The sequence below is a fragment of the Iodobacter ciconiae genome (assembly GCF_003952345.1).
GTDB classification, from domain to species: domain Bacteria; phylum Pseudomonadota; class Gammaproteobacteria; order Burkholderiales; family Chitinibacteraceae; genus Iodobacter; species Iodobacter ciconiae.
Genome location: NZ_CP034433.1, coordinates 2,949,549 through 2,971,928, shown reverse-complemented (window position 1 = coordinate 2,971,928; position 22,380 = coordinate 2,949,549). Strand labels below are relative to the sequence as shown.

The following is a 22,380-nucleotide window of genomic DNA, read 5'->3' as shown; positions in this document are numbered from 1 at the left end:
ATACAATTTATTAAGTGCGGGCATCCCGCTATCCATAAGTGGGTCGTAAAGGGCTAAACGATGAAAATTCTGGCCATTGCCAATCAAAAGGGCGGTGTGGGTAAGACCACAACGGCTGTTAATTTGGCAGCAAGTCTGGCTCATTTTGGCAGAAAAGTACTGCTGGTTGATCTGGATCCGCAGGGCAATGCCACGATGGGCGTGGGGATTGATAAGGCCAAGTTATCCAGCTCGGTTTACAACCTTTTGCTTGGTGCAACACCGATTCAGGAAATTATTCAGCGCTCTGAATCTGCAGGGATTGATGTGCTGCCGGCCAATCGTAATCTGGCCGGGGCCGAGGTTGAGCTGGTAAACCAGGAGCACAGAGAATCCCGGCTGAAAGATGCCTTGGCACAAGTTGCAGATCAATACGATTACATTATTCTGGATTGCCCGCCTGCACTGACTTTACTTACGCTGAATGGCCTTGTTGCTGCAGATGCGGTACTGATTCCGATGCAGTGCGAGTATTACGCGCTGGAAGGCCTTTCTGATCTGGTAAATACACTCAAACGTATCAAGCAATCGATGAATCGTAATATTGAAATTGAAGGCCTTTTGCGTACGATGTTTGACCCGCGTTCAACCTTGGCGCAGCAGGTTTCGGATCAGCTTGTCAAACACTACACCAGTAGGCTTTACCATACAGTCATACCCCGCAATATTCGCCTGGCCGAAGCGCCTTCTTATGGTCGCCCAATCTTGTCTTATGACAAAAACTCTAAAGGCGCACTGGCGTATCTTCAGCTTGCTGGAGAGTTGCTGGCCCGCCATAATTTGCTAGAAGAGATTCCCACAGCATGAAAATGAAAGGACTTGGGCGCGGTTTAGATGCCTTGATGGGGGATAGTCAGGATTCTTTGCAAAATCTGCCGATCAATTCTTTGCAGCCGGGTAAATATCAGCCCCGCTTGCAAATGGATGAAACGGCACTAGAGGAACTTGCTGCCTCGATTCGTGCCCAGGGCCTGATGCAGCCCGTACTGGTCCGGCCAATCGGGCTGGATAAGTACGAAATTATTGCAGGGGAGCGCCGCTGGCGCGCATCAATTCAGGCTGGCTTGGTAGAAATACCCGCATTGGTGCGCGAAATTGCCGATGAAGCGGCTTTGGCAATGGCCCTGATTGAAAATATTCAACGTGAAAATTTAAATCCACTGGAAGAAGCGCTGGGTATTTCACGTTTGATTGAAGAATTTTGCATGACACATGAAGCGGCAGCAGAGGCAGTTGGAAAATCAAGAGCCAGCGTTTCAAACCTGTTAAGACTATTAAGTTTGTCTGAGCCACTGCGGAAGATGCTAATGGCCGATCAGCTCAGTATGGGGCATGCTCGTGCTTTGCTGCCTCTGGATGACTTGTTGCAGCTAGATACGGCAAGGATGGTGATTCTGAAGGGCTTATCGGTTAGAGAAACCGAGGCTTTGGTTAAAAAACAACAAGAAGCCGTACCAGAAAAACCTTTAAAACTAGCAGATCCGCGTCTTTCCGAATTGGCCGCTGAATTATCTGCAAGGGTAGGGGCCAGGGTTTCGATCAAGTCAGGAAAACAGGGAAGTGGCCGGATTACAATTGAATATAGTAGTCCGGAACAATTAAATGTCTTGCTTGGTAAGATGTAGAAAGTTTTTTGATGAAACTTCTAAAGTTTGGCGAAAGCTTACTATTTTTCTACCCTAGTATTAATTAAATGACAAGTAAATTTTGCGTAAAAGATCAATAGGGAAAATTGACGCAACACAAATCAGGTCAGTATAATCGCGGGGTTTTTCCCCAGTGGTGAGGCAATGATCGGGAAAGCACAGGTTCGGGGCATCATCCGGCTAAAGATTGGAATTGCCATCAGTACGGCTCTCCTCCTCTTACTAATTTTGGGACAAAATCCGGCGATTTCAAGTTTACTGGGCGGATTTATTGCGGTATTGGGCAGTGTTTTATATGCAGCCATTGCATATCGCATTGAATTTGCTCCACCAGCAGTGCTTCTCAAGCAGCACTTTGCTGCAGAAATGTGCAAGTTGGTTTGTACACTCGTCGCTTTTGCGGCGTTGTTCATTTTGTACCGAAAGGCAGATTGGCCATGGACGTTTGTGGGTTATCTTGCCACCACCAGTGCCTTTTGGTTTGGGCTTTTGATAAAATTTGACGGCAAAAAATAAAATGACTGAACATCACGCACCCGCTAACGCCACTGAATATATCCAGCATCATCTGTCATTTAATGAGGCAGTAGCTGACCCTGCAGGGGCGTTTCACCTTTTCAATGGTTTCCACCTGGATACATTCTGGGTGGCTCTTGTTTTAGGTTTCCTGTTTGTCGGTATTTTCGCGTTTGCCGCACGTAAAGCTACTTCAGGTGTGCCTGGCCCTTTGCAAAACTTCGTAGAAATGATCGTTGAGATGGTGGACACCCAGATCAAAGATGCATTTCACGGCAAATCAAAAGTGATTGGTCCATTAAGCCTGACGATTTTCTGCTGGGTATTTCTGATGAACGCCATGGACTTCTTGCCCGTTGATCTTTTGCCCTGGATTGGTTTGCATGTATTTGGCATTGAAAAGCTGCGCGTTGTGCCTACGGCTGACGTAAACCAGACTTTTGCCATGTCACTATCTGTGATGCTGCTTATTATTGGTTTTTCTATTAAGGCAAAAGGGCTTGTTGGCTGGCTAAAAGAGCTGTTTACTGCTCCATTTCATGCTGAAGGCCTGGCAATGACGGTGTTACTGGCACCCGTTAACTTTGCTTTTCAGATGGTTGAGTTAATTGCCAAGCCCATTTCTCTTGCTCTGCGTTTATTCGGCAATATGTATGCTGGTGAGCTGATTTTTATTCTGATCGCATTGCTGCCATTCTGGGCGCAATGGATGCTGGGCGCTCCGTGGGCCATTTTCCACATCCTGGTTGTTACCCTGCAAGCCTTCGTATTTATGATGTTGACGATTGTTTACCTCAGCCTTGCGGTTGAAGATCACTAAGATTCCCTCGGCCTGTTTCGGCAGGCCGGTGTGAGTGTTTTGCTTTCCCCTTGTTTTACCCAACCTTCCTCCTGGAGATATTAGAAATGGTTGCACCAGAAGTAATTGCTAGCGTTCAAGGCATGACTGTTATCGCTGCCGCGATCATCATCGGTTTAGCTGCTATCGGCACTGCACTTGGTTTTGCTTTGCTTGGCGGTAAGTTTTTAGAATCTGCTGCCCGCCAGCCAGAAATGATCCCGGTTCTGCAAACTAAGCTGTTTATTATCGCTGGTCTGTTAGATGCTATCTCGATGATCGGCGTTGGTGTGGCTATGCTTTACACCTTCAACAACCCGTTCCTGACTCCTCTGCTGAATGCCGTTGCTCAGTAATCTAGCCCGTCTTTTAGGAGGACATCAGCGTGGATATTAATCTGTCGCTTTTTGGCCAAATGATCACATTTGCGATCTTGGTCATCTTCACGATGAAATTCGTGTGGCCTCCGCTGACCCAGATTATGGACGAGCGTGCTAAACGCATCGCCGACGGTTTAGCTTCTGCTGATCGTGCCAAGCAAGATCTTGAACTGGCCGAGAAAGCAGCGGCTGACAAGCTTCGCGAAGCAAAGCAGCACGCAGCCGAAATCATTGCGCAAGCGGAAAAACGCGGCGCGCAATTGGTTGAAGAAGCCAAGGGCCATGCAAAGGCAGAGGGCGAACGCCTTGTTGCCGGCGCTCAAGCGGAAATTGACCAGCAAATTCAACAGGTAAAAGAAGCCTTGCGTCAGCAGGTTGCAGGTTTGGTGCTACAAGGTACCGAACAGATTCTGCGCCGCGAAGTTGATGCAAATGCCCATGCCGAGTTGTTAGCATCCATCAAAGCGGAACTGTAAGAGCGTCATGGCAGAACTCATTACCGTCGCAAGACCCTACGCCGTAGCTATCTTTCGTCTAGCCAAAGAAACCAGCACACTCCCGCTATGGTCGGATGTGCTGGCCCGGCTTGCCCTGATTGCAGGCAACGAGCTGGCGCTGGACGTCGTCGCTAATCCAAAGTTTTCCGTGGCTCAAGCAAAGGAGCTGCTGCTTGGATTACTGGGTGGTCAACAAAGCGCTGAAGTGCATAACTTCATCGATGCCGTACTTGAAAATCGCCGTTTCACCGTCCTACCGGCAGTGGCAGAGCTATTTGAAGAGTACAAGGCAGCAAACGCTGGTGAAGTAGAAGCCAGTATTGAATCCGCTTTTGCTTTGACCGATTCCCAGGTTGTCGAATTATCGGCAACTTTATCCCAACAGCTGCACCGCAAGGTCACGGCCCAAGTCAGCGTTAACCCGGAACTCATCGGGGGCGTGAAGGTGACGGTAGGTGATCTGGTCGTAGACGCATCTGTCCGCGGCAAGCTAACCGCTCTCGCCTTGAGCCTGAAGAGTTAGGAGAAATCATGCAACTTAATCCGTCCGAAATCAGTGAACTGATTAAAGCTCGGATCCAGAATTTGTCGACTGCAGCAGAAACACGTACCACGGGTACTGTTGTTTCTGTAACAGACGGTATTGTCCGTGTGCACGGCCTGTCAGAGGCTATGCAGGGCGAAATGCTGGAATTCCCGGGTAATACCTTCGGTCTGGCGCTCAATCTAGAGCGCGATTCCGTTGGTGCCGTTGTGCTTGGTGATTACAAGCACATTCAAGAAGGCGATGAAGTCAAATGTACCGGCCGCATTCTGGAAGTTCCAGTTGGCCGTGAATTGATTGGTCGTGTTGTTAACTCTCTTGGCCAGCCTATCGACGGTAAAGGCCCATTGGGTACCACAGAATCTGCACCAATCGAAAAAATTGCGCCGGGCGTTATTGCCCGCCAATCTGTGTCGCAACCGCTGCAAACCGGTATCAAATCGATTGATACCATGGTGCCAGTTGGTCGTGGTCAGCGCGAGCTGATCATTGGTGACCGTCAGACCGGTAAAACTGCCGTGGCTCTGGACGCGATCATCAACCAGAAAGGTACTGGCGTGACATGTATTTATGTTGCGATTGGCCAGAAAGCGTCTTCGATTGCCAACGTAGTGCGTAAGTTAGAAGAGCACGGCGCGATGGGTCACACCATTGTGGTTGCTGCTGCTGCTTCCGAAGCTGCTGCTCTGCAATACATCGCTGCATACTCCGGTTGCACGATGGGCGAATACTTCCGCGACCGTGGCGAAGATGCTCTGATTGTTTATGATGATCTGTCCAAGCAAGCTGTTGCTTACCGTCAGATTTCCCTGTTACTGCGCCGTCCTCCGGGCCGTGAAGCGTATCCGGGCGATGTGTTCTATCTCCACTCGCGTCTGCTGGAACGTGCTTCCCGCATTAACGAAGCAGAAGTAGAAAAACTGACTAACGGTGCAGTGAAAGGCAAAACCGGTTCTTTAACCGCGCTGCCTATCATTGAAACCCAGGCGGGTGACGTATCTGCATTCGTTCCAACGAACGTGATTTCGATTACTGACGGTCAGATTTTCCTGGAAACTGACCTGTTCAACGCGGGTATTCGCCCGGCGATGAACGCCGGTATCTCGGTGTCCCGCGTCGGCGGTGCAGCGCAGACCAAAGTAATTAAGAAGCTCGGTGGTGGTGTACGTCTGGCTCTGGCTCAGTACCGTGAACTGGCTGCATTTGCGCAGTTCGCTTCTGATCTGGACGAAGCGACACGTAAGCAACTTGAGCGCGGCAAGATGGTTACAGAACTGATGAAACAGGCTCAATACAGCCCGTTGAAAGTGTCTGAGCTGTCGATCACGCTGCTGCTGATCAACAAAGGTGTGTTTGATGACATCAAAGTTGAAAAAGCACTCGCGTTTGAAGCTGCATTCTTGGCTGACCTCAAGGCTAACCACGCAGACGTACTGGCTCGTATCGAAGACAAGGGTGACCTGGCTGTCGATGACGAAAAAGTGATCGTTAAAGCAGTGGAAGGCTTCAAGGCCAGCGCCGCGTATTGATTTGATACGTTGAGACAAGGATCAAATCATGGCAAGCGGTAAAGAAATTCGGACAAAGATCAAGAGCGTAAAAAACACGCAAAAGATCACCCGTGCTATGGAAATGGTTGCGACATCAAAAATGCGCAAGGCTCAGGAACGCATGAAAGCGGCGCGCCCTTACGGTGAAAAAATCCGTAATGTGGCTGCCCACCTGAGCGCTGCCTTTGTTGATTACACGCATCCTTATTTGCAAAAGCGCGACGTTGTTAAGCGTGCGGGCCTGATTACGATTACTTCGGACAAGGGGCTGTGTGGTGGTTTAAACACCAACTCCCTGCGTCTGGCCGTGAACCGTATGAAGGATTGGCATCAGAATGGCGTAGAAACCTCTGTCACCGCGATCGGTAACAAAGGGATCGGGTTTATGAACCGTTACGGCGCAAAGGTTTTATCCTCTGCGCACGGACTCGGTGATACCCCGCACCTTGAGCAGCTGGTTGGCCCGATCAAAGTCATGATCGACGCCTTTATTGCTGGTGAAGTAGACGAAGTTCACCTCGTTTACACTCGTTTCGTGAATACCATGAAGCAAGAGCCGGTGATCGAGCAGCTGTTACCGTTATCAGACAACGCATTTGGCGAGCCTAAAAAAGGTTACAACTGGGAATACCTGTTTGAGCCGGATGCGAAGACTGTGATCGACGAACTAATGGGCCGTTACATTGAGGCATTGGTTTACCAAGCCGTAGCGGAAAACATTTCTTCCGAGCAAGCGGCCCGCATGGTGGCGATGAAAGCGGCGACTGATAACGCAGACAATGTGATCGGCGGTCTACAGCTCCTTTACAACAAAACCCGTCAGGCAGCGATTACGAAGGAACTCTCCGAAATCGTTTCTGGCGCGGCAGCGGTGTAAGGCCCTGACGCACAACGGATTAACTGGGATTTAGGAATAACGATGAGCCAAGGTAAAATCGTACAAATCATTGGCCCGGTTGTTGACGTGGAATTCTCACGTGACAGCCTGCCAAAGGTGTATGACGCGATCACGCTCGACGCAGTCAACCTGACGCTGGAAGTACAGCAACAGCTCGGCGACGGCGTAGTGCGCGCAATTGCAATGGGTACTACTGACGGCCTGAAACGTGGCATGTTGGTAAGCGGCACTGGTGCACCGATTTCGGTGCCGGTAGGTAACGCTACACTGGGCCGCATCATGGATGTGCTCGGCAACCCGATTGATGAAGCCGGTGAAGTGAAGAGCGAAAGCAAGCGCGCTATTCACCAGCTTGCACCTAAGTTTGATGAACTGAACCAATCTATCGATCTGTTAGAAACAGGTATCAAGGTTATTGACTTGATTTGCCCGTTTGCTAAGGGTGGTAAAGTGGGTCTGTTCGGCGGTGCGGGTGTGGGCAAGACCGTTAACATGATGGAACTGATCAACAACATCGCTAAGGCACACGCCGGTTTATCCGTGTTTGCCGGTGTAGGTGAGCGTACCCGTGAAGGGAACGACTTCTACCACGAAATGAAGGACTCTAATGTTCTTGATAAAGTGGCGATGGTTTACGGTCAGATGAACGAGCCACCAGGCAACCGTTTGCGCGTAGCGCTGACTGGTCTGACTATGGCCGAACACTTCCGTGATGAAGGTCGTGACATTCTGTTCTTCGTAGATAACATCTACCGCTATACACTGGCCGGTACCGAAGTATCTGCACTCTTGGGCCGTATGCCTTCTGCCGTGGGTTACCAACCTACTCTGGCCGAAGAAATGGGTGCTCTGCAAGAGCGTATTACTTCGACCAAGACAGGTTCGATCACGTCTATTCAGGCCGTTTACGTGCCTGCGGATGACTTGACCGATCCGTCGCCAGCAACAACATTTGCTCACCTGGATGCAACCGTTGTTCTGTCGCGTGACATCGCCTCCCTGGGTATCTACCCGGCGGTTGATCCTCTCGATTCAACATCGCGTCAGCTTGATCCGCAAGTTGTGGGTGAAGAGCATTACATGGTTGCGCGTGGTGTGCAGCAAACACTGCAAAAGTACAAAGAACTGCAGGATATTATTGCGATTCTGGGTATGGATGAATTGTCTCCTGAAGACAAATTGTCGGTTTCCCGCGCACGTAAGATCCAGCGTTTCTTGTCACAGCCTTTCCATGTGGCCGAAGTGTTTACTGGTTCTCCAGGCAAATACGTGCCACTGAAAGAAACCCTCAAGGGCTTCAAGGGCATTCTTAATGGCGATTACGACCATCTTCCGGAGCAAGCCTTCTACATGGTAGGCAGCATCGAAGAAGCGGTTGAAAAAGCCAAGACCATGCAATAAGGATTAGTGCCATGGCAATGACAATGCATGTGGACGTGGTAAGTGCAGAAGCTCTGATTTACTCCGGCGTGGCTGAGTTTATCTCTGCACCTGCCGAAAAAGGTGAAATTGGTATTCTGCCGCGTCACGCCCCACTACTCACTCGTGTGAGGCCCGGAGCGGTGCGCATCAAAGTTGCCAATAGCGATGAAGAAGTGATTCTTTATGTTTCAGGCGGCATGTTAGAAGTGCAGCCTCATGTAGTTACCGTGCTGGCAGATACAGCCATTCGCGGTAAAGACATCGACGAAGCCAAGGCGCTGGACGCCAAACGCCGAGCCGAAGAAGCAATCAAGAATCACGGCACATCGATGGACTTTGCAATGGCTCAGGCCGAGCTGGTAGAAGCGGTAGCAAAACTCGCCGTAATCGACAAGCTCAAAAAGCGTGGTCACTAAGAATCTTTAGTATGGTGATAAAAAAGGCAGCTTTGGCTGCCTTTTTTACGTTTGAAGAAGGTGGTTTGAGTTTCTTTAAGCCTCTGCTCGCTCATGCTTTAAGTGATGCTAAGTCACAAGTTCAACGCGTCAATAACTCGATATAGGATTGATAGCTATAGCTGCGGTTCTTTTTTTGTCCTGTCATTTCAAGCACAATGCCAAGCTCCTCCAAAGCTTTAACGGCCACATTGCGGGAGGAAAACTGGTGTTGAGCACCTGTCTGGCCTGCGAAACGAGGCATCATCGGTAGTAATTCAAACAAACGATAAGTTGCGGGCCCGGCTTTGGAGGAGCCAAGCAGGCGACGCCGATCTGCAGAGATCAAACTGGCAATGGTGATAATACTGCGCTCGGCGTTAAAGGCCGCTTCAGCTACCCCTTCCAGAAAAAAATCAATCCAAGATTCCCAATCACCTTCGGTGCGGATGTTTGAAAGTCGCCGATAATACTCAGCTTGATGCTGCTTCAAATACCCACTTAAATACATCAATGGCTCGGGCAATAAGCCCCAGTACTCCAGCAATGCCATAATTAACAGCCGCCCAATACGGCCATTGCCATCCAAGTAAGGGTAGATAGTTTCAAACTGTGCATGTACCAACGCAATTTTCACCAAGGGCGGTAGTGCTGGAGATGTATCGTTCGCTGTTTGCTAAGGTAAAGCAAATTGGTTAGCACATATGGGGTTTCACCCTCCCTAAAGCTTTCACATTACATTTTGCCGCCAGTTTGCAGTGCAAAAAGGATTAAAATGATGTCTTTTCGCCTACCGGATTTTGTCGCATGAGTGCTTTGCTTGATGTTGTTGTTCTCGCTGCCGGTCAGGGCAAGCGTATGTATTCCAAAATGCCTAAAGTTTTGCATCGCCTGGCGGGCAAACCGCTGCTGGGGCATGTGCTGGATACAGCAAGGCAATTAAAGCCGGGCAAGCTGGTGGTGGTGTACGGCCATGGTGGCCAGCAGGTGCAGGAAGCATTGCTGGGCAGTACCGATCTGGCCTGGGCACATCAGGCCGAGCAGCTGGGAACCGGTCACGCACTGGCGCAGGCATTGCCGCATTTGCAAAGCGACACCACGCTGATGTTATACGGTGATGTGCCATTAACTCGCCTGGCTACGCTGCAAGCCTTATTACAAGCCAGCAGCCAAGGCAAGCTGGGGATCCTGACGGATATTCTGGACGATGCCACGGGCTATGGCCGCATTGTTCGCGATGCGGATGGCAAGGTCACCCACATTGTTGAGCAAAAAGACGCCAGCCCAGAGCAGGCGGCGATTACGGAAATGAATACCGGTATTCTGGCGCTGCCAACGGCAAAATTAGCAGGCTGGCTCTCCGAGCTTAAAAACGATAATGCGCAGGGCGAATATTACGCTACCGATCTGATCGCTCTGGCGGTGCGTGATGGCGTTGAGATTGCCACCGTGCACCCGCAGGATCACTGGGAAGCTGAAGGCATCAATAATAAGGTGCAACTGGCCCAGCTGGAGCGCATTCACCAGGCAAAAATCGCCCAGGCGCTGTTGCTGGCGGGTGTTAGCCTGATTGATCCGGCGCGCATCGATGTACGCGGCACGCTGCGTCATGGCATGGATGTGGTGATCGATGTGAACTGCGTGTTCGAAGGTGAAGTTATTCTTGGGAACAATGTAAAAATCGGTGCAAATTGTGTTTTAAAGAACGTCAGCATTGCAGATGATTCGGTGATTCACCCCTTTAGCCACCTGGAAGACGCCGTGGTTGGTAAGGGCAATCTGATCGGCCCGTTTGCCCGTCTGCGCCCCGGTGCCGAGCTGGCTGATGATGTGCATATCGGCAATTTTGTTGAAATCAAAAAAGCTACTATCGGCAGAGGCTCCAAAGTAAATCATCTGAGCTATATCGGTGACACCACCATGGGCAGCAAGGTGAATGTGGGCGCTGGCACGATTACAGCCAATTACGATGGCGTGAATAAATTCCGTACCATAATCGAAGACGAAGTGCGTATTGGTTCGAATAATGTGCTGGTTGCACCTGTTACCATCGGTGAAGGCGCAACTACCGGCGCAGGCTCGGTGATCGGCAAAAACGCACCGGCTGGCGAGCTGACCGTAGCGCGTGCCAGGCAGGTGACGATTTACGGCTGGCAGCGCCCGGTTAAGAAGTAAGGTGTGGGGCGCGCAATGTTGATGTGATGAATATTGTGCGTGGGCACAAAAACGTGCCCGCGTTACATTTTTACTCAGGCCAGCTGAGCTTTCGCTGGCTTTCAAAGTGTCTGTTTTCACCCGTGAACGGATCAACAAATTCAATCGCTCTGGCTAGTAATTGCAACGGGCGGCTGAAGTCGTCGCCTTTTTCAGGCAGCAATTTCGGATACCAGGGATCATTTAAAATCGGCACGCCCAGCGCGCTTAAATGGGTGCGCAGCTGGTGCTTTTTGCCGGTGTGCGGCTTGAGGCGATAACGTGCCCAGGCGCCACGCTGCTCGATCAGCTCGATATAGGTTTCGCTATTGGGCTCGCCAGGGGCTTCTTCCATGGTAAACATGCCCGCTTGCTCCTGCATAAAACTGCGGTGCACGCGGGGTAGCTCTAAGTCTGCCCGAAAAGGCGCGATCGCTTCGTATTCCTTGGCCACATCCCGCTCTGAAAACAGCGCATGGTAGCCAGAGCGGCAGGCCGGATCTAGGCTGAACAACATAATGCCTGCGGTTTCTCTGTCTAAGCGATGAATAGGTGCAATGTCGGGCGCGCCCAGCGACTTACGTAGTCGGGTGAGCAGTGTTTCCTGCAAATAACGCCCGGCCGGAATGCAGGCCAGAAAATGCGGTTTATCTGCTACCAAGAGTCGCTCATCCTGATAAATAATGTGTTCGCTAAACGGCACCGGCGTTTCTTCAGGCACTTCACGGTAATACCAGATGCGCCCATTAGGCTGGTAGCTACTTGCAACATTTAATACTTCGCCCTGATGATCAACAATCTCGCCGCGCTCTAAACGGCCACGCAAAATCTCGGCCGGCATATGCGGAAAGCGTGTGATTAAAAACGTCAGCAAATCAGGCCATTGCCCGGCAGGCAGCTGCAAAAAGCTCGGGGCAATGCCATCGCGGTGCGGCAGGGGGGAAGTACGGCGCTTACTCATGGGCTGGGCAATAAAAAAGCAAAGGAGCTGCAGTTTACGGGGCGTGGGCAGGGAAAGAAACCTTAGCATTGTGGAGGACGGGTGATGCTCATGCAGAAACCCAAATCTCGAACCACAGAGAGCACGGAGGACACAGAGAAAGATCCAGGTTTTCCTCTGTGCACGAGCAATTCCCCCTCTTTTGCCAATGGGATTTGTGCAGGGTGGGAGCGGTGATGTTCACAATGGGGTAAAATCTCACTTTTAAGTATATGTAGGCCGCAGTTTGCGGCGAAAGGATGATATGAGTCTCAAATGCGGCATTGTTGGCCTGCCTAATGTTGGTAAATCGACCCTGTTTAATGCACTGACCAAGGCCGGTATTGCGGCTGAAAACTATCCTTTTTGCACTATCGAGCCCAATGTCGGCATCGTTGAAGTGCCGGATGCACGCCTGGCGCAGTTATCGGCCATTGTGAAACCGCAAAAAATCCAGCCGGCAATTGTAGAGTTTGTAGATATCGCCGGCCTGGTTGCAGGCGCTTCCAAAGGTGAAGGCCTGGGTAACAAGTTCCTCGCTAACATCCGCGAAACAGATGCGATTGTGAATGTGGTGCGCTGTTTTGAAGACGATAACGTCATTCATGTTAATGGCAAGGTAGACCCGATCGCCGATATCGAAACCATCGGTATCGAGCTGGCACTGGCGGATATGGCCACCGCAGAAAAAGTATTTACCCGCGATAGCAAAAAAGCCCGGGCTGGTGATAAAGAAGCCATTCAGGTTGTGGCTGTGCTGGAAAAGCTGTTGCCTATTTTGAATGAAGGCAAGCCTGCCCGCTCTGCAGGGCTGTCTGATGATGAAAAGCAGGTGATTAAATCACTTTGCCTGATGACCATCAAGCCTGCCATGTATGTGGCTAATGTGGCCGAAGATGGCTTTAAAAATAACCCGCTGCTTGATCGTCTGGTTGCCCATGCTGTTGCTGAAGGTGCGCCTGTTGTGGCTGTGTGTGCCGCTATCGAGGCCGAAATTGCCGAGCTGGATGATGCTGACAAGCAGGAATTTCTTGCCGAGCTGGGCCTGGAAGAGCCAGGCTTAAATCGCCTGATTCGTGTTGGCTACGATTTACTTGGCCTGCAAACCTACTTTACCGCTGGGGTAAAAGAAGTACGCGCCTGGACGATTCACAAGGGTGATACCGGCCCGCAAGCCGCAGGTGTGATCCATACCGACTTCGAGCGCGGCTTTATTCGAGCCCAAACTATTGCTTTTGACGATTTCATTCAATACAAAGGTGAGCAGGGCGCAAAAGAAGCCGGCAAAATGCGTGCAGAGGGTAAAGAATACGTAGTGAAAGATGGCGATGTATTAAATTTCTTATTTAATGTTTAAAGCCCGATTAGTAATTAATAAAACAGATTTTTGAATACAGAAAGCCCGGCATGCCGGGTTTTTTTGCGTTTTTGTTAACGATGCTTTGTTATTTTCGCGCAGGTAAAAACCTGCTATGTGTGCGGGTTTTTGGTTAAAAGATTTGGGCTGGCAATTTAAATCTGTATTGCTTTTAAATAAGACGGATTTTTAAAAATCCCAACGTAATTGTAAAGCGGCAATGCTTTTGGATTTGTTTTTGCTATTAAATGCTGTGGCATCGGGTATATAGCCTAATTCGAGGGAAATATCTTTATAACTGGTATAAATAAAAGGAAAAACAAGTGCTCCATTCTGATGGCTGCTATTTAAATAGCCTGCCATTAAGCCCAGGCCAGCTCTGAATGAATCATTAATTGGCCAATCCTGGCGCAAGCCTGCTGTGGCATATATCGCTGTATCAGAATATGAATCCTTATAAATGCCTGCCCGCACAAAGGGCCTGCCCCAATCCTGTGTTTTGTTTGACCACTCTATCCCCAGGCCGGGATTAATTTCATTGTAATCGCAAGAGTTGTTTTTTTTCTTTTTGCAGCCAAAGTGCTTGGAAAGGCCCGCTATGGTCATTGCCGTATCGGCAAACACAGTTTGATTAAGAATACATAGTAGCAATGCAATTGGCATAAGTTGGCGCATATATTCCTCTGCGTATTTTCTACCCAGCCGAAAGCCGCTATGCAAAGATGCCTATAGCCAGGTTATTTATCATGCTTGTTGGGTTAAAAGTTAGCCTTGTTTCTTTTGTAAAAGCTGTTTTTTATTCAGCTTTCTTTCGCTGAGTAGTGTTTTTTTTATTTACAGGCTTAACTGGTTTTTACATATTAGGTCAAAAAAATTGCAAATGTGGATTTTTAATCGGGTTTTATCCTGATTATTTTTTTAAACATCGCTGACCGCCACCGCCCTTAAACGAGTCATCGGGTATGGCTGCCATTTGCTGTCGGCAGTGTAGGCTGAAAAACACTGAACCAAGCAGGCTTGAAAAATGCTGCTGATGTAAGCTAATAGGAAAATTGTAAGCGGTGAAGATTAAAAAAAGATGACCATTTAATTGCTGCAATATGACAACGGCCGTGAATTCTTGCTTCTGGCAAGCAAGCCTTGCCCAAAGCCTGCCTGCTGCCCGTGCAGCACCGGGTAGCTGTATTGGCAGATGGTGGCAGGAGGCCTGGTGAATTTACAGCATTAATATGCTGTGCATGATGGCAAAAATAGAAGTAATAAAGCTATGCCTGAATGCATTTTCACCCTGGCCAACCGGGGGGAGGCCGGTTTTGATTGGTGATACAGATTTGTTGAGCACAAGCGTACGGCTTCTGGGCCGGGTGCTGTTTGCAGGGCTCGGGCTTGGAGAAGGCGTAACACCTGGAGGAGGTGTTGGAGTGGGGCTTGGAGCTGGAGTTGGAACAGGTGTCACCTTGGGGGAGTGCGTATTCCAGATCAGCCCGCAGCATGAATCCTTTTGTGTTAGCGGCTTATAAAAACTGCCATTAAGCTGGGTTTTTGCTACCAGATGATCTCTAAAACGCTGATACAAGCCATTATCAGGCCTGGAATCGGGTGCGGCCTGCCAGAATCGATCCAGCCCGTTCTGATAAGTAAGGCCGGCAATATCATACATTGCATTACCACAGGCGATAGTGGGCGCGCCATGGTGCAGCGCGGATAAGCCCACCGTGCTATTTACTACCACCACGCCGCGCACATGATTAAGCAGCGTAGGTAAATGCTGATCATGGATATACAGCACCCGCGTTGCCACATTGGCTTGGCGGGCCAGCTTTGTGATCAGCCCGGTGTAATCCCGGTAGCCTCTGTCCATTGGGTGATGCTTAAAAACAAGTAGCGTGTCTTTGGGCGCATGCCGGGCAAAAGAGAGCAGCGTGCTTTCAATAAAGTGCTCTACACCATCAAAATCGGCATGCACTCTGATTTGCGAATCATTAAACACCTGCAAAGGCGCTAAAAAGAATTGTTTATTCCATTGGCGGATCAGCTTTTTTTGAATGCCGCGTTCAGCCCAGCGATACCACTGTTTACGCCTTGCCGAGCGTATCCACGGAAAAAGCTCAAGCAGTGATAAAGGGCGGTGATGCTGATAATGCCTGAAGAAAATTTTGCCCAGGGCCGCAATGCTGCCATACCAGAACCCATACCAAATCATGGCCCAGTAAGCATTGCCCACAGGGTATCTTTTGGGAACCAGTGTTTTTTCCTGATAATGCACTGGCTCGCGGGATAATTGCGAGTAAGCATTTACGCCAAAGCGCTCCAGAGTAATGTAATCCGGCCGCACATAGCCTTCTTCGAATACACCGATTTCCAGGCCATGTTTATCAGCAATTGCATGCGCATCCTGATGAATTTGCCGGCAATCGCCAAATAATAAAATGGCATCAATATTAAGGCGCTGAATCAGGGCCTCAAAATAGGCTGGCCATTCTGCCATGGTGCCTTGATAATTAATGGCATTACGCGGATAAAAAAACCAGTCACCGGCATTAAAATTAACTTTAAAAACTTCTGCACCCGTATTGCGCAAATCTTTTGCCAGGCGTGCAAAAAAAGTAGAAACCGGCCCTTGCAATAGCAGTACGCGTTTTCCGGCAAAGGCCTGAATACCTTCGTTAATCATGATTTAAAAATCCAAGCTTTAGCTAATATATTTAATTTGCGTAATTGGCGGCGCATAAAGCCAACCCGCAGTTTTTCCAAACCATTTTGTTTTTCCAGCGTATTGCGGGTTTTAATAATTTGCTGTAATACCGCCTCGCAGCTGGTATAGCCTTTTAAAGACCAATCCCAATACAGCGGGTAATGCAATAAAGTGCCCGCTACCAGCTCATCCAGCGATAATGGCCGGGAGCGGCGGGCAAAGCTTGCACCCTCATTTAATACATCTTCGGTAAGCCCCCAGCCCGCGTAAAACGGCTGGCCATAGACCACCACCCGCTTATGGCGCAGCAGCGCATCAAAGCCGGTAAGGGATGTCATGGTGTGCACCACATCGCAGGCATCAATGCAGCTGACCACCGATAGCCTGGCCTCTACCAAATTGGCAAATTGCAGTGCCTGAGCCAGCGCCAGCTTGCCCGCCCGGTTGCCGGACATCACATCCGGATGCGGTTTATAGACAATAAATGCATCGGGATGCGCTGCTCTGGCTGCCTGCAGCAGGCCCAGATTGGTTTTAACATCGCTGCAGCCATAGCGAATTGACGCATCGTCTTCTACCTGGCCCGGCACCAGCACAACTTCCTGGCCGGTGTTTGGCCATTGGGCCGTCTCGCAAGGCTCCAAATTATATTTACTGATGCCATGCCGGGTGATGAGCTGGCGTAAATGCTGGCTGCGTGTGCAATCCTCGTTAGAAAATTGCGTGGTATTTAAAATGTTTTCCAAAGCAGAAGGCTGGCTGGGATCAAAATAAATTCCCTGCTTATCCAGCACCAGGGAAAGCGGGCGGATTAAATCCGAGCCCAGCCCCACCGAGCGTACAAAGCCATCCTCCATACGCAGTAGCCGGGTGCCAGATGCCGCCGCCAGCTCTGCCACGCCCTTAGGCGCTTGCCGCCCCCAAAAAACCAAGCAATCGGCCGCTTGCAGGCCCAAAGCCGCTGCCTGGGCTGCATCTTTTACAAATATAACCTGCCCGCTATGCAGCGATAACAGCGGCTTGATATTTACCGCCTTCCAGCGCCTGAAACCCACGGCGATCATGCGGCCTGAATACTGGCTGGCCATTTTGCGCTGCAAAATCAGCCAGTCAATCACATCAAAAATAGTGCCCCGCTGATGATTCACCGGGTTTAAATAATGGCTGTAGTGAAAATATGCTGCGGCAAATAATTCATCCACAGATCGGCGTTGAGTGCGGCGCGGACAGGATTGTCTGTCGTCTGTTGCGCCCCAGCCTGCATACCACGGCATACCAAACACGCAAACCGGTTTGGCCGCCAGCAAAGCTTCAAAGCCCATGGTGGATGTCACCACATACACCTTATCCATCTGCTGAATAAGGCTCAGCGGATTAATCGCCTGGCGCAAAACCACCGTGCGCGCGTCATCTTGCACATGGCTTAAATAACCCTGCTTGCGCCCTGACGTAACCTCGGGATGGGTTTTTACATAAACCGTAGCATCAGGATTATCCGCGTAAGCTGCGGCTAGCATCTGGCTAAAACTCGCCGCACTCGCGCCGCCTAAAGCCACGCTCATATCCCCGGCGGTTTGATCAATCACCAGCACCCGCTGGCGATCATCGCTACGCAGCAAAGCCTGATCCAGCACCGGTGCATGATTATATTTACTCAACTGATGCTGCAGCAGCAAAGCCTTAGCCCGTGCCACATCTGCAGCAATGCCAGCCAGCAAATCAAGATTGGAATCAAGCAGCGTTTCCAAAGCTGAAGGGCCGGTGCAATCGTAGTAAATGCCTTGCGTATCACAGACCAAAGCCAGAGGCGGGCAATGCTCACCGGTGTTAAACGAGCGTAAGAAACCGTCTTCCAGTAAGCAATATGTTTGATTAGTAAGTGCAGCACGTTTTTGTGCACGAAGCCCGCTGGGTTTTCTGCCCCAGCCAATATGAATTGCGTCTGCTTGATTAAAAAAGGGCAGGGCAATTGATGGTTTTTTGCCTAGAAATAAACTTAAATGGCGATTTCGCAAAAGACCAATATCTAAAGCTGATATTTGTATCTTTTTAACTCCCCATACATTAATTGCAATAGAGGAATTTATATTTAGATGGTTATTCATTTCAACCCGATTATTTGGGTAATTTCATTTAATCGATGTGCCCAGGTATGGGTTGCAAGCACGTATTGAGCACCTGCATCTGCCCGTGCCAAATCATCAGATGATGGGCCAAATTTAAGGCGAGCAAATAGCTCGGTAGCTTCATCTGCATTATGTAATATATGGCAGTAATCTTTAAAATAGCGATCAACAGCAGGGCTAGGATTAGTAACTGCAATACCGCCACAGGCTAAAATTTCTACTAGCCTGCGAGAATACATGGTTGCAGAATCTTCAATTGTATTTACGTTTAGCGATACTAAATAATCTTTATATATTTGAGCAGTTTGTCCATGCTTAATAGCGTTTTTAACTTCAATATCTGCTAAATCAGGATAGCGATAATTATCTGATTTACGATCTGAATTACGGTCGATGACGGTTAAGCCAAGCCCTGTTTCTTGTGTGGCATTAAACATCATATCTTGCCAAAAACGCCGTTGATTATGCACATGGCGGCCATAGCTACCCACAAAGTTTGCACTGTTATATTTAAAATTAAATCCAGTAAAACAATGAGTTAATGGCTGAATGGGAAACATCAGAGTGTTAACACTGACCTCTGGTCCCACAATGGATCGGTAGCGAGGAATACAGTTTTCATCCACAGTAAAAATATGATCGAATAGCCTAGCACTTTCAATAAAGCGTTCAAAATGAACACCATCCTCTTTATTCCAAAACACACAGGGAATACCTAAATCCCGAGCGTATGTAACTACTTTCTGTAGGGCCAGATTATTGCGCTGAGGGTAGTCTGGATAACTCGCAATTTTAAACTTCCAAGCGTTATTTGGCCCTTGCCAGGCAGATTCTACTAGTAAAAAGTCAGGTTTGAGTAATTTTAATAAAAGCTTGTAGTTGAGCGGTGTTATTATTGAACAATTAAATTGCTGAGCAAGGCTCTCCTGAGTTAATGAATCAGAAATTAGCCCTATGCGTCGCTCGTTGGATGTTAAATCACCCTTCCTAGCAATTTTAATTAAATATTTAATCACGTTTTTCTAAATTTAAAAAAATAATAAGCATTATATAAAAGAAATTTGCATTAGTTGAAATTGTTGAAAATGCAATTCCAACTAAATACATTTACTGGGTGTTATGTCAATGAATTTTTTTTAAGACAATCAGACTGTCAAACCCGAACTTATCTATGTTTTTTTGATAGTTAATTATTCCTTTTACAGCATAATCACCGCTTTTGAACCCATTGCGTATCGATGCTGTGTCTAGTGATCTAAATCGTCTTGAAATATAGTCGATTATATTTTTTATTAATTCATTATCTTTGTTTTTTAAAGTTTCATTTAAGAAATTTAAAATTATATTTTTATTTTGGGGGTTTTCTAAATTTGTTATAAAATCGCAAATAACAAAAGAATTTTTTGTCATTTTTTCACTTAAATTTTTAATGCCATGGGAAAGAAAATCTGTATACTTTTCAAGTGTTAAATTTTTAATGATTACAGTATTAAAATCATTAGCCGTATTCGCGCCGTTAATAAATGATTCTGATATTACATCATAGTAAATAGTATTAATAGTAATGCCTTCCGAAATACTTAGTGAATTTTTAGTAAATTTGTGTGCTTCTTTTTCTAAAATAATTACTTCTGAGTTATCTAGGAGTACTAATTCTGGAGTCGGTTTTTTTACTTTTATTTTCATTGGTAATTTGGTGGTGTTTTCTGGAAGTTTGTTATTGTTTTCAAAATAGCAGCTAACATCTTGGGCAGATTGAGTTGTAACAATGGCTTCTTCTTTAAATCCCATGCTTTTTTTAAATATACCGATGCCTTTTTGGGGGTTGCCAACATATAAATAATTAACCCCTTTTATCCATGGTTTTGATTTTATAATGTTTTGTACCATTTCAAAAACTAATAAATTCATGATGCCATTTTGCAAATGATCTTTATGGCCCAGTATATGATTTACCTGAGCGAGCTCCCCATACAAAAAGATAGTTGAATATGCAACTAACTCATTGTTTTTAAATATTCCAAAAAATGACTCGCCATGCAAATCGCAGCTAGATTTAAATGACAAGACACTTTCTGGTCTTCGATAAAAATATTCTGGTATTTCTTGGCCTTGCCTTAGAGTATCAGATGTTCTAATTTTTATTACATCATCAATGAAGTCATCGGGGTTTACGTCTATATATGCATAGCCGGATTTTACTGCTTTTTTAATCATATTTCTTGATTTGTCTCCAATTTCATAAAGATAAGCTTCTATATTGGGAGGTATTTTTAGAATGGCAGGTTTTGCGTGATACACGGTCAGCGGAATATCGCCCTGCTTATTTAATCTTAGATAACAGTTTGTACGTTTTACATCACTATTTATATGGCGTAAAGCGTAATCATCCATTGTAGAGTACCAATGGCTAGATATGGCATGGCATTTTGGTGTGCAGGTTTTTTTATTATTTAATAAATTGAATGCAGTTCCATGCCGATATTTTGTGAATTCATTAATTAATATTTTTGAATTCATGTCAATATATATACTTTTAAGCTCATGCTCTGAGCTTAAGCTACCGTGAGGGACTTTGAATTCTATCTTTTCAAATAAAATTTCTTCTTTTGTGTTCCATAATTTAATCCCAATTCTATTTAATTTACCCTTTGGAAAATTTATTTGTTGATTAAATTCGTTGTTTTCTGATGGGTCTTTTAAATAGGTGTAATAGCCAACACCTGAAGCAGTAATTTTATTGTTTTTTAATTCTTCTGCACTTAGTTCAGTTTTAGTTTCAAAAATAAATAGAGCTGCGCCTTTTATATCTTTTGGCCAAAATCTAGCGGTTCCAATTATATCTATACTCGATAAACTATCACAAGTTACAGTGATCCAAGTCATATTTTTTTTGATAACTAAATTATTTATTAGCATAGGTTTTTACTCGAGAACTTAGTGTTTTAAATATATAATTATTGCGTAAGAACGCATTATGCCAATATTATATAGCATTGGCATTGTTTGGTCTCGATTTGGAAACTGATTAAGCTTATTGTTCTAAGTTTTTTATTTGCTAATTGTTCAGCGTGATTTTTAGATGGGAGGGAGTAATAACTTTGCATTGGTAAGGTTATCCTCATCAATTATGTCTTCTGAACTTGCGATAAACGTAGCCAATCTATGGTAATTTCGTTTTCTGGCATCCAACTTCGAAAGCCAATTCGAAAACTTGAGCATGTAGCAGGAAGCGTAAAAGAGCATCTTGTGCTTGTTTTATTCGGGCCGGTAGATAAATAGTGGTACATTCCTATACTAGGGATATGAGAGACTACAAATCCATCAAGTGGCTTCCCTTTATACCCATTAATGTCAATACAAAAAAGTGCACGCATATCCGATGTGCCATGCTCACTTTTTGTGTCCGCTTCAAATTGAATGGTCGCGCCGAATGAGCTATTAATTTCATACCATTGTATTGATGAGGTTAGCCTTTGGGATGTTAAATCAAGGAGTAAATTTGATTTTTTCTCATTTGAGCTAGCGTGTGTATTTAACAAATTACTAATAATGCCATGGTATATATCTTTAATATAGTGAAAAGGGCTGGAGCCCCAAAGATGATCTACGGCACCAATAAACATACTTTCTGGGAAAACGATGAATTGTTCAGAATTTAGATCAACACTCATCCGAGAATAGATACGTTCAAGAAATTGATTAGCGTTAAATATTCTCTCTGCTGAGTAATTTGGTAAAAAATTGCTTCCATCTTCGTGTTTATTGCTCCAATAAACTTTATTCACAAAAAGATTATTTAATATTTCTCTTTTCTTCAAAATATTAATTAACTTGCTCCAGCCTTGTTCCCATAGCTGGAAAAATTCATCCGATTTTCTTGGAATGATTTTCCCATCGGATGCTGAACTGCTAAAACCAGAGCTTAAGAGCTCGATAGATACAGTACAAATGCTGCCATCGTTAAATAAGAAAAGATCAAATCGTTCGTCAATAGCGTCTAAAAGAATAATATCTGCTTTTGTAGATAATAAAAGAGCTTCTAAATGTTTATTAATATCTATCTCTACCATTCGGCGCTGGAAATGAGAGGCTATGTTCTCTAATTGAATTCCATGAACATGGTTATGTTCAAGTGCGCTGGCTAAAGATGTTCGTGCAACATAAGTTTCAATGTTAAAAAAAGAGGATGCTTCATCATTAAATGCATCACGACTAACACAGCTACCTATAATGAATACACTTAACATTTGAAGCTCTCTTTTT

21 protein-coding genes are annotated in these 22,380 nt (G+C 46.7%); 13 read left to right on the top strand and 8 right to left on the bottom strand.

What is annotated here, in order from left to right; translation table 11 throughout:
• Positions 1 to 60: 60 nt before the first annotated feature.
• From EJO50_RS13000 to EJO50_RS12950, 11 genes are all read left to right on the top strand, one after another.
• Entirely contained in the window at positions 61 to 846 is a 786-nt protein-coding gene (locus tag EJO50_RS13000) for a ParA family protein (RefSeq protein ID WP_125974816.1), read from the top strand.
• A complete protein-coding gene (locus EJO50_RS12995; RefSeq protein WP_125974814.1) occupies positions 843 to 1,664 on the top strand; it encodes a ParB/RepB/Spo0J family partition protein in 822 nt (273 codons plus the stop codon). Before EJO50_RS13000 ends, EJO50_RS12995 begins: the two co-directional genes overlap by 4 nt.
• Positions 1,665 to 1,829: 165 nt before the next feature.
• Positions 1,830 to 2,201: an ATP synthase subunit I gene (locus tag EJO50_RS12990; RefSeq protein ID WP_125974812.1), complete on the top strand. Its 372-nt coding sequence runs from the start codon at positions 1,830 to 1,832 to the stop codon at positions 2,199 to 2,201.
• A 1-nt stretch (position 2,202) separates the two neighbouring features.
• Positions 2,203 to 3,021, top strand: coding sequence for a F0F1 ATP synthase subunit A (atpB, locus tag EJO50_RS12985; RefSeq protein ID WP_125974810.1), 819 nt, complete (start codon positions 2,203 to 2,205; stop codon positions 3,019 to 3,021).
• An 86-nt stretch (positions 3,022 to 3,107) separates the two neighbouring features.
• Positions 3,108 to 3,395: a F0F1 ATP synthase subunit C gene (gene atpE / locus EJO50_RS12980; protein WP_046353800.1), complete on the top strand. Its 288-nt coding sequence runs from the start codon at positions 3,108 to 3,110 to the stop codon at positions 3,393 to 3,395.
• 29 nt (positions 3,396 to 3,424) lie between these two features.
• A complete protein-coding gene (locus EJO50_RS12975) occupies positions 3,425 to 3,895 on the top strand; it encodes a F0F1 ATP synthase subunit B (protein ID WP_099396736.1) in 471 nt (156 codons plus the stop codon).
• A 7-nt stretch (positions 3,896 to 3,902) separates the two neighbouring features.
• Entirely contained in the window at positions 3,903 to 4,439 is a 537-nt protein-coding gene (locus tag EJO50_RS12970) for a F0F1 ATP synthase subunit delta (protein WP_125974808.1), read from the top strand.
• Between the two features lie 8 nt (positions 4,440 to 4,447).
• On the top strand, positions 4,448 to 5,989 hold the full coding sequence (atpA, locus tag EJO50_RS12965; protein ID WP_125974806.1) for a F0F1 ATP synthase subunit alpha: 1,542 nt from the start codon (positions 4,448 to 4,450) through the stop codon (positions 5,987 to 5,989).
• 28 nt (positions 5,990 to 6,017) lie between these two features.
• The gene (atpG, locus tag EJO50_RS12960) at positions 6,018 to 6,887 is read left to right on the top strand and encodes a F0F1 ATP synthase subunit gamma (RefSeq protein ID WP_125974804.1); all 870 of its coding nucleotides are present in this window, start codon (positions 6,018 to 6,020) and stop codon (positions 6,885 to 6,887) included.
• A gap of 42 nt (positions 6,888 to 6,929) precedes the next feature.
• Positions 6,930 to 8,309 carry a F0F1 ATP synthase subunit beta gene (atpD, locus tag EJO50_RS12955; protein ID WP_125974802.1) on the top strand — a complete coding sequence of 460 codons (1,380 nt, stop codon included), beginning with the start codon at positions 6,930 to 6,932 and terminating at the stop codon, positions 8,307 to 8,309.
• Positions 8,310 to 8,320: 11 nt separating this feature from the next.
• Positions 8,321 to 8,746 (top strand): F0F1 ATP synthase subunit epsilon, encoded by a 426-nt coding sequence (locus tag EJO50_RS12950; protein WP_125974800.1) that lies wholly within the window; start codon positions 8,321 to 8,323, stop codon positions 8,744 to 8,746.
• 121 nt (positions 8,747 to 8,867) lie between these two features.
• On the opposite strand, the gene EJO50_RS12945 is transcribed toward EJO50_RS12950, so the two are convergent.
• On the bottom strand, positions 8,868 to 9,401 hold the full coding sequence (locus EJO50_RS12945) for a Fic family protein (RefSeq protein WP_206434393.1): 534 nt from the start codon (positions 9,399 to 9,401) through the stop codon (positions 8,868 to 8,870).
• A gap of 170 nt (positions 9,402 to 9,571) precedes the next feature.
• Here EJO50_RS12945 and glmU point away from each other — a divergent pair, with 170 nt between their 5' ends.
• Complete coding sequence (glmU, locus tag EJO50_RS12940) at positions 9,572 to 10,939, top strand: bifunctional UDP-N-acetylglucosamine diphosphorylase/glucosamine-1-phosphate N-acetyltransferase GlmU (protein ID WP_125974798.1); 1,368 nt, start codon at positions 9,572 to 9,574, stop codon at positions 10,937 to 10,939.
• Positions 10,940 to 11,009: 70 nt separating this feature from the next.
• On the opposite strand, the gene EJO50_RS12935 is transcribed toward glmU, so the two are convergent.
• Entirely contained in the window at positions 11,010 to 11,918 is a 909-nt protein-coding gene (locus EJO50_RS12935) for an RluA family pseudouridine synthase (protein ID WP_125974796.1), read from the bottom strand.
• Between the two features lie 283 nt (positions 11,919 to 12,201).
• On the opposite strand from EJO50_RS12935, the gene ychF reads away from it, so the two are divergent.
• Positions 12,202 to 13,293: a redox-regulated ATPase YchF gene (gene ychF / locus EJO50_RS12930; RefSeq protein WP_125974794.1), complete on the top strand. Its 1,092-nt coding sequence runs from the start codon at positions 12,202 to 12,204 to the stop codon at positions 13,291 to 13,293.
• A 189-nt stretch (positions 13,294 to 13,482) separates the two neighbouring features.
• Here ychF and EJO50_RS12925 read toward each other — a convergent pair whose 3' ends face one another.
• From EJO50_RS12925 to EJO50_RS12900, 6 genes are all read right to left on the bottom strand, one after another.
• A complete protein-coding gene (locus tag EJO50_RS12925; RefSeq protein ID WP_125974792.1) occupies positions 13,483 to 13,968 on the bottom strand; it encodes a hypothetical protein in 486 nt (161 codons plus the stop codon).
• Between the two features lie 541 nt (positions 13,969 to 14,509).
• On the bottom strand, positions 14,510 to 15,967 hold the full coding sequence (locus tag EJO50_RS12920; RefSeq protein ID WP_206434392.1) for a capsule polysaccharide biogenesis protein: 1,458 nt from the start codon (positions 15,965 to 15,967) through the stop codon (positions 14,510 to 14,512).
• Positions 15,964 to 18,093 (bottom strand): capsule polysaccharide biogenesis protein, encoded by a 2,130-nt coding sequence (locus EJO50_RS12915; RefSeq protein WP_125974790.1) that lies wholly within the window; start codon positions 18,091 to 18,093, stop codon positions 15,964 to 15,966. Before EJO50_RS12915 ends, EJO50_RS12920 begins: the two co-directional genes overlap by 4 nt.
• Positions 18,090 to 19,130 carry a CgeB family protein gene (locus EJO50_RS12910; protein ID WP_233702081.1) on the bottom strand — a complete coding sequence of 347 codons (1,041 nt, stop codon included), beginning with the start codon at positions 19,128 to 19,130 and terminating at the stop codon, positions 18,090 to 18,092. The genes EJO50_RS12915 and EJO50_RS12910 overlap by 4 nt, the downstream gene beginning before the upstream one ends.
• Positions 19,131 to 19,236: 106 nt before the next feature.
• On the bottom strand, positions 19,237 to 21,000 hold the full coding sequence (locus EJO50_RS12905) for a hypothetical protein (RefSeq protein ID WP_125974788.1): 1,764 nt from the start codon (positions 20,998 to 21,000) through the stop codon (positions 19,237 to 19,239).
• Between the two features lie 242 nt (positions 21,001 to 21,242).
• Positions 21,243 to 22,364, bottom strand: coding sequence for a DUF6270 domain-containing protein (locus EJO50_RS12900; protein WP_125974786.1), 1,122 nt, complete (start codon positions 22,362 to 22,364; stop codon positions 21,243 to 21,245).
• Positions 22,365 to 22,380: the final 16 nt, after the last annotated feature.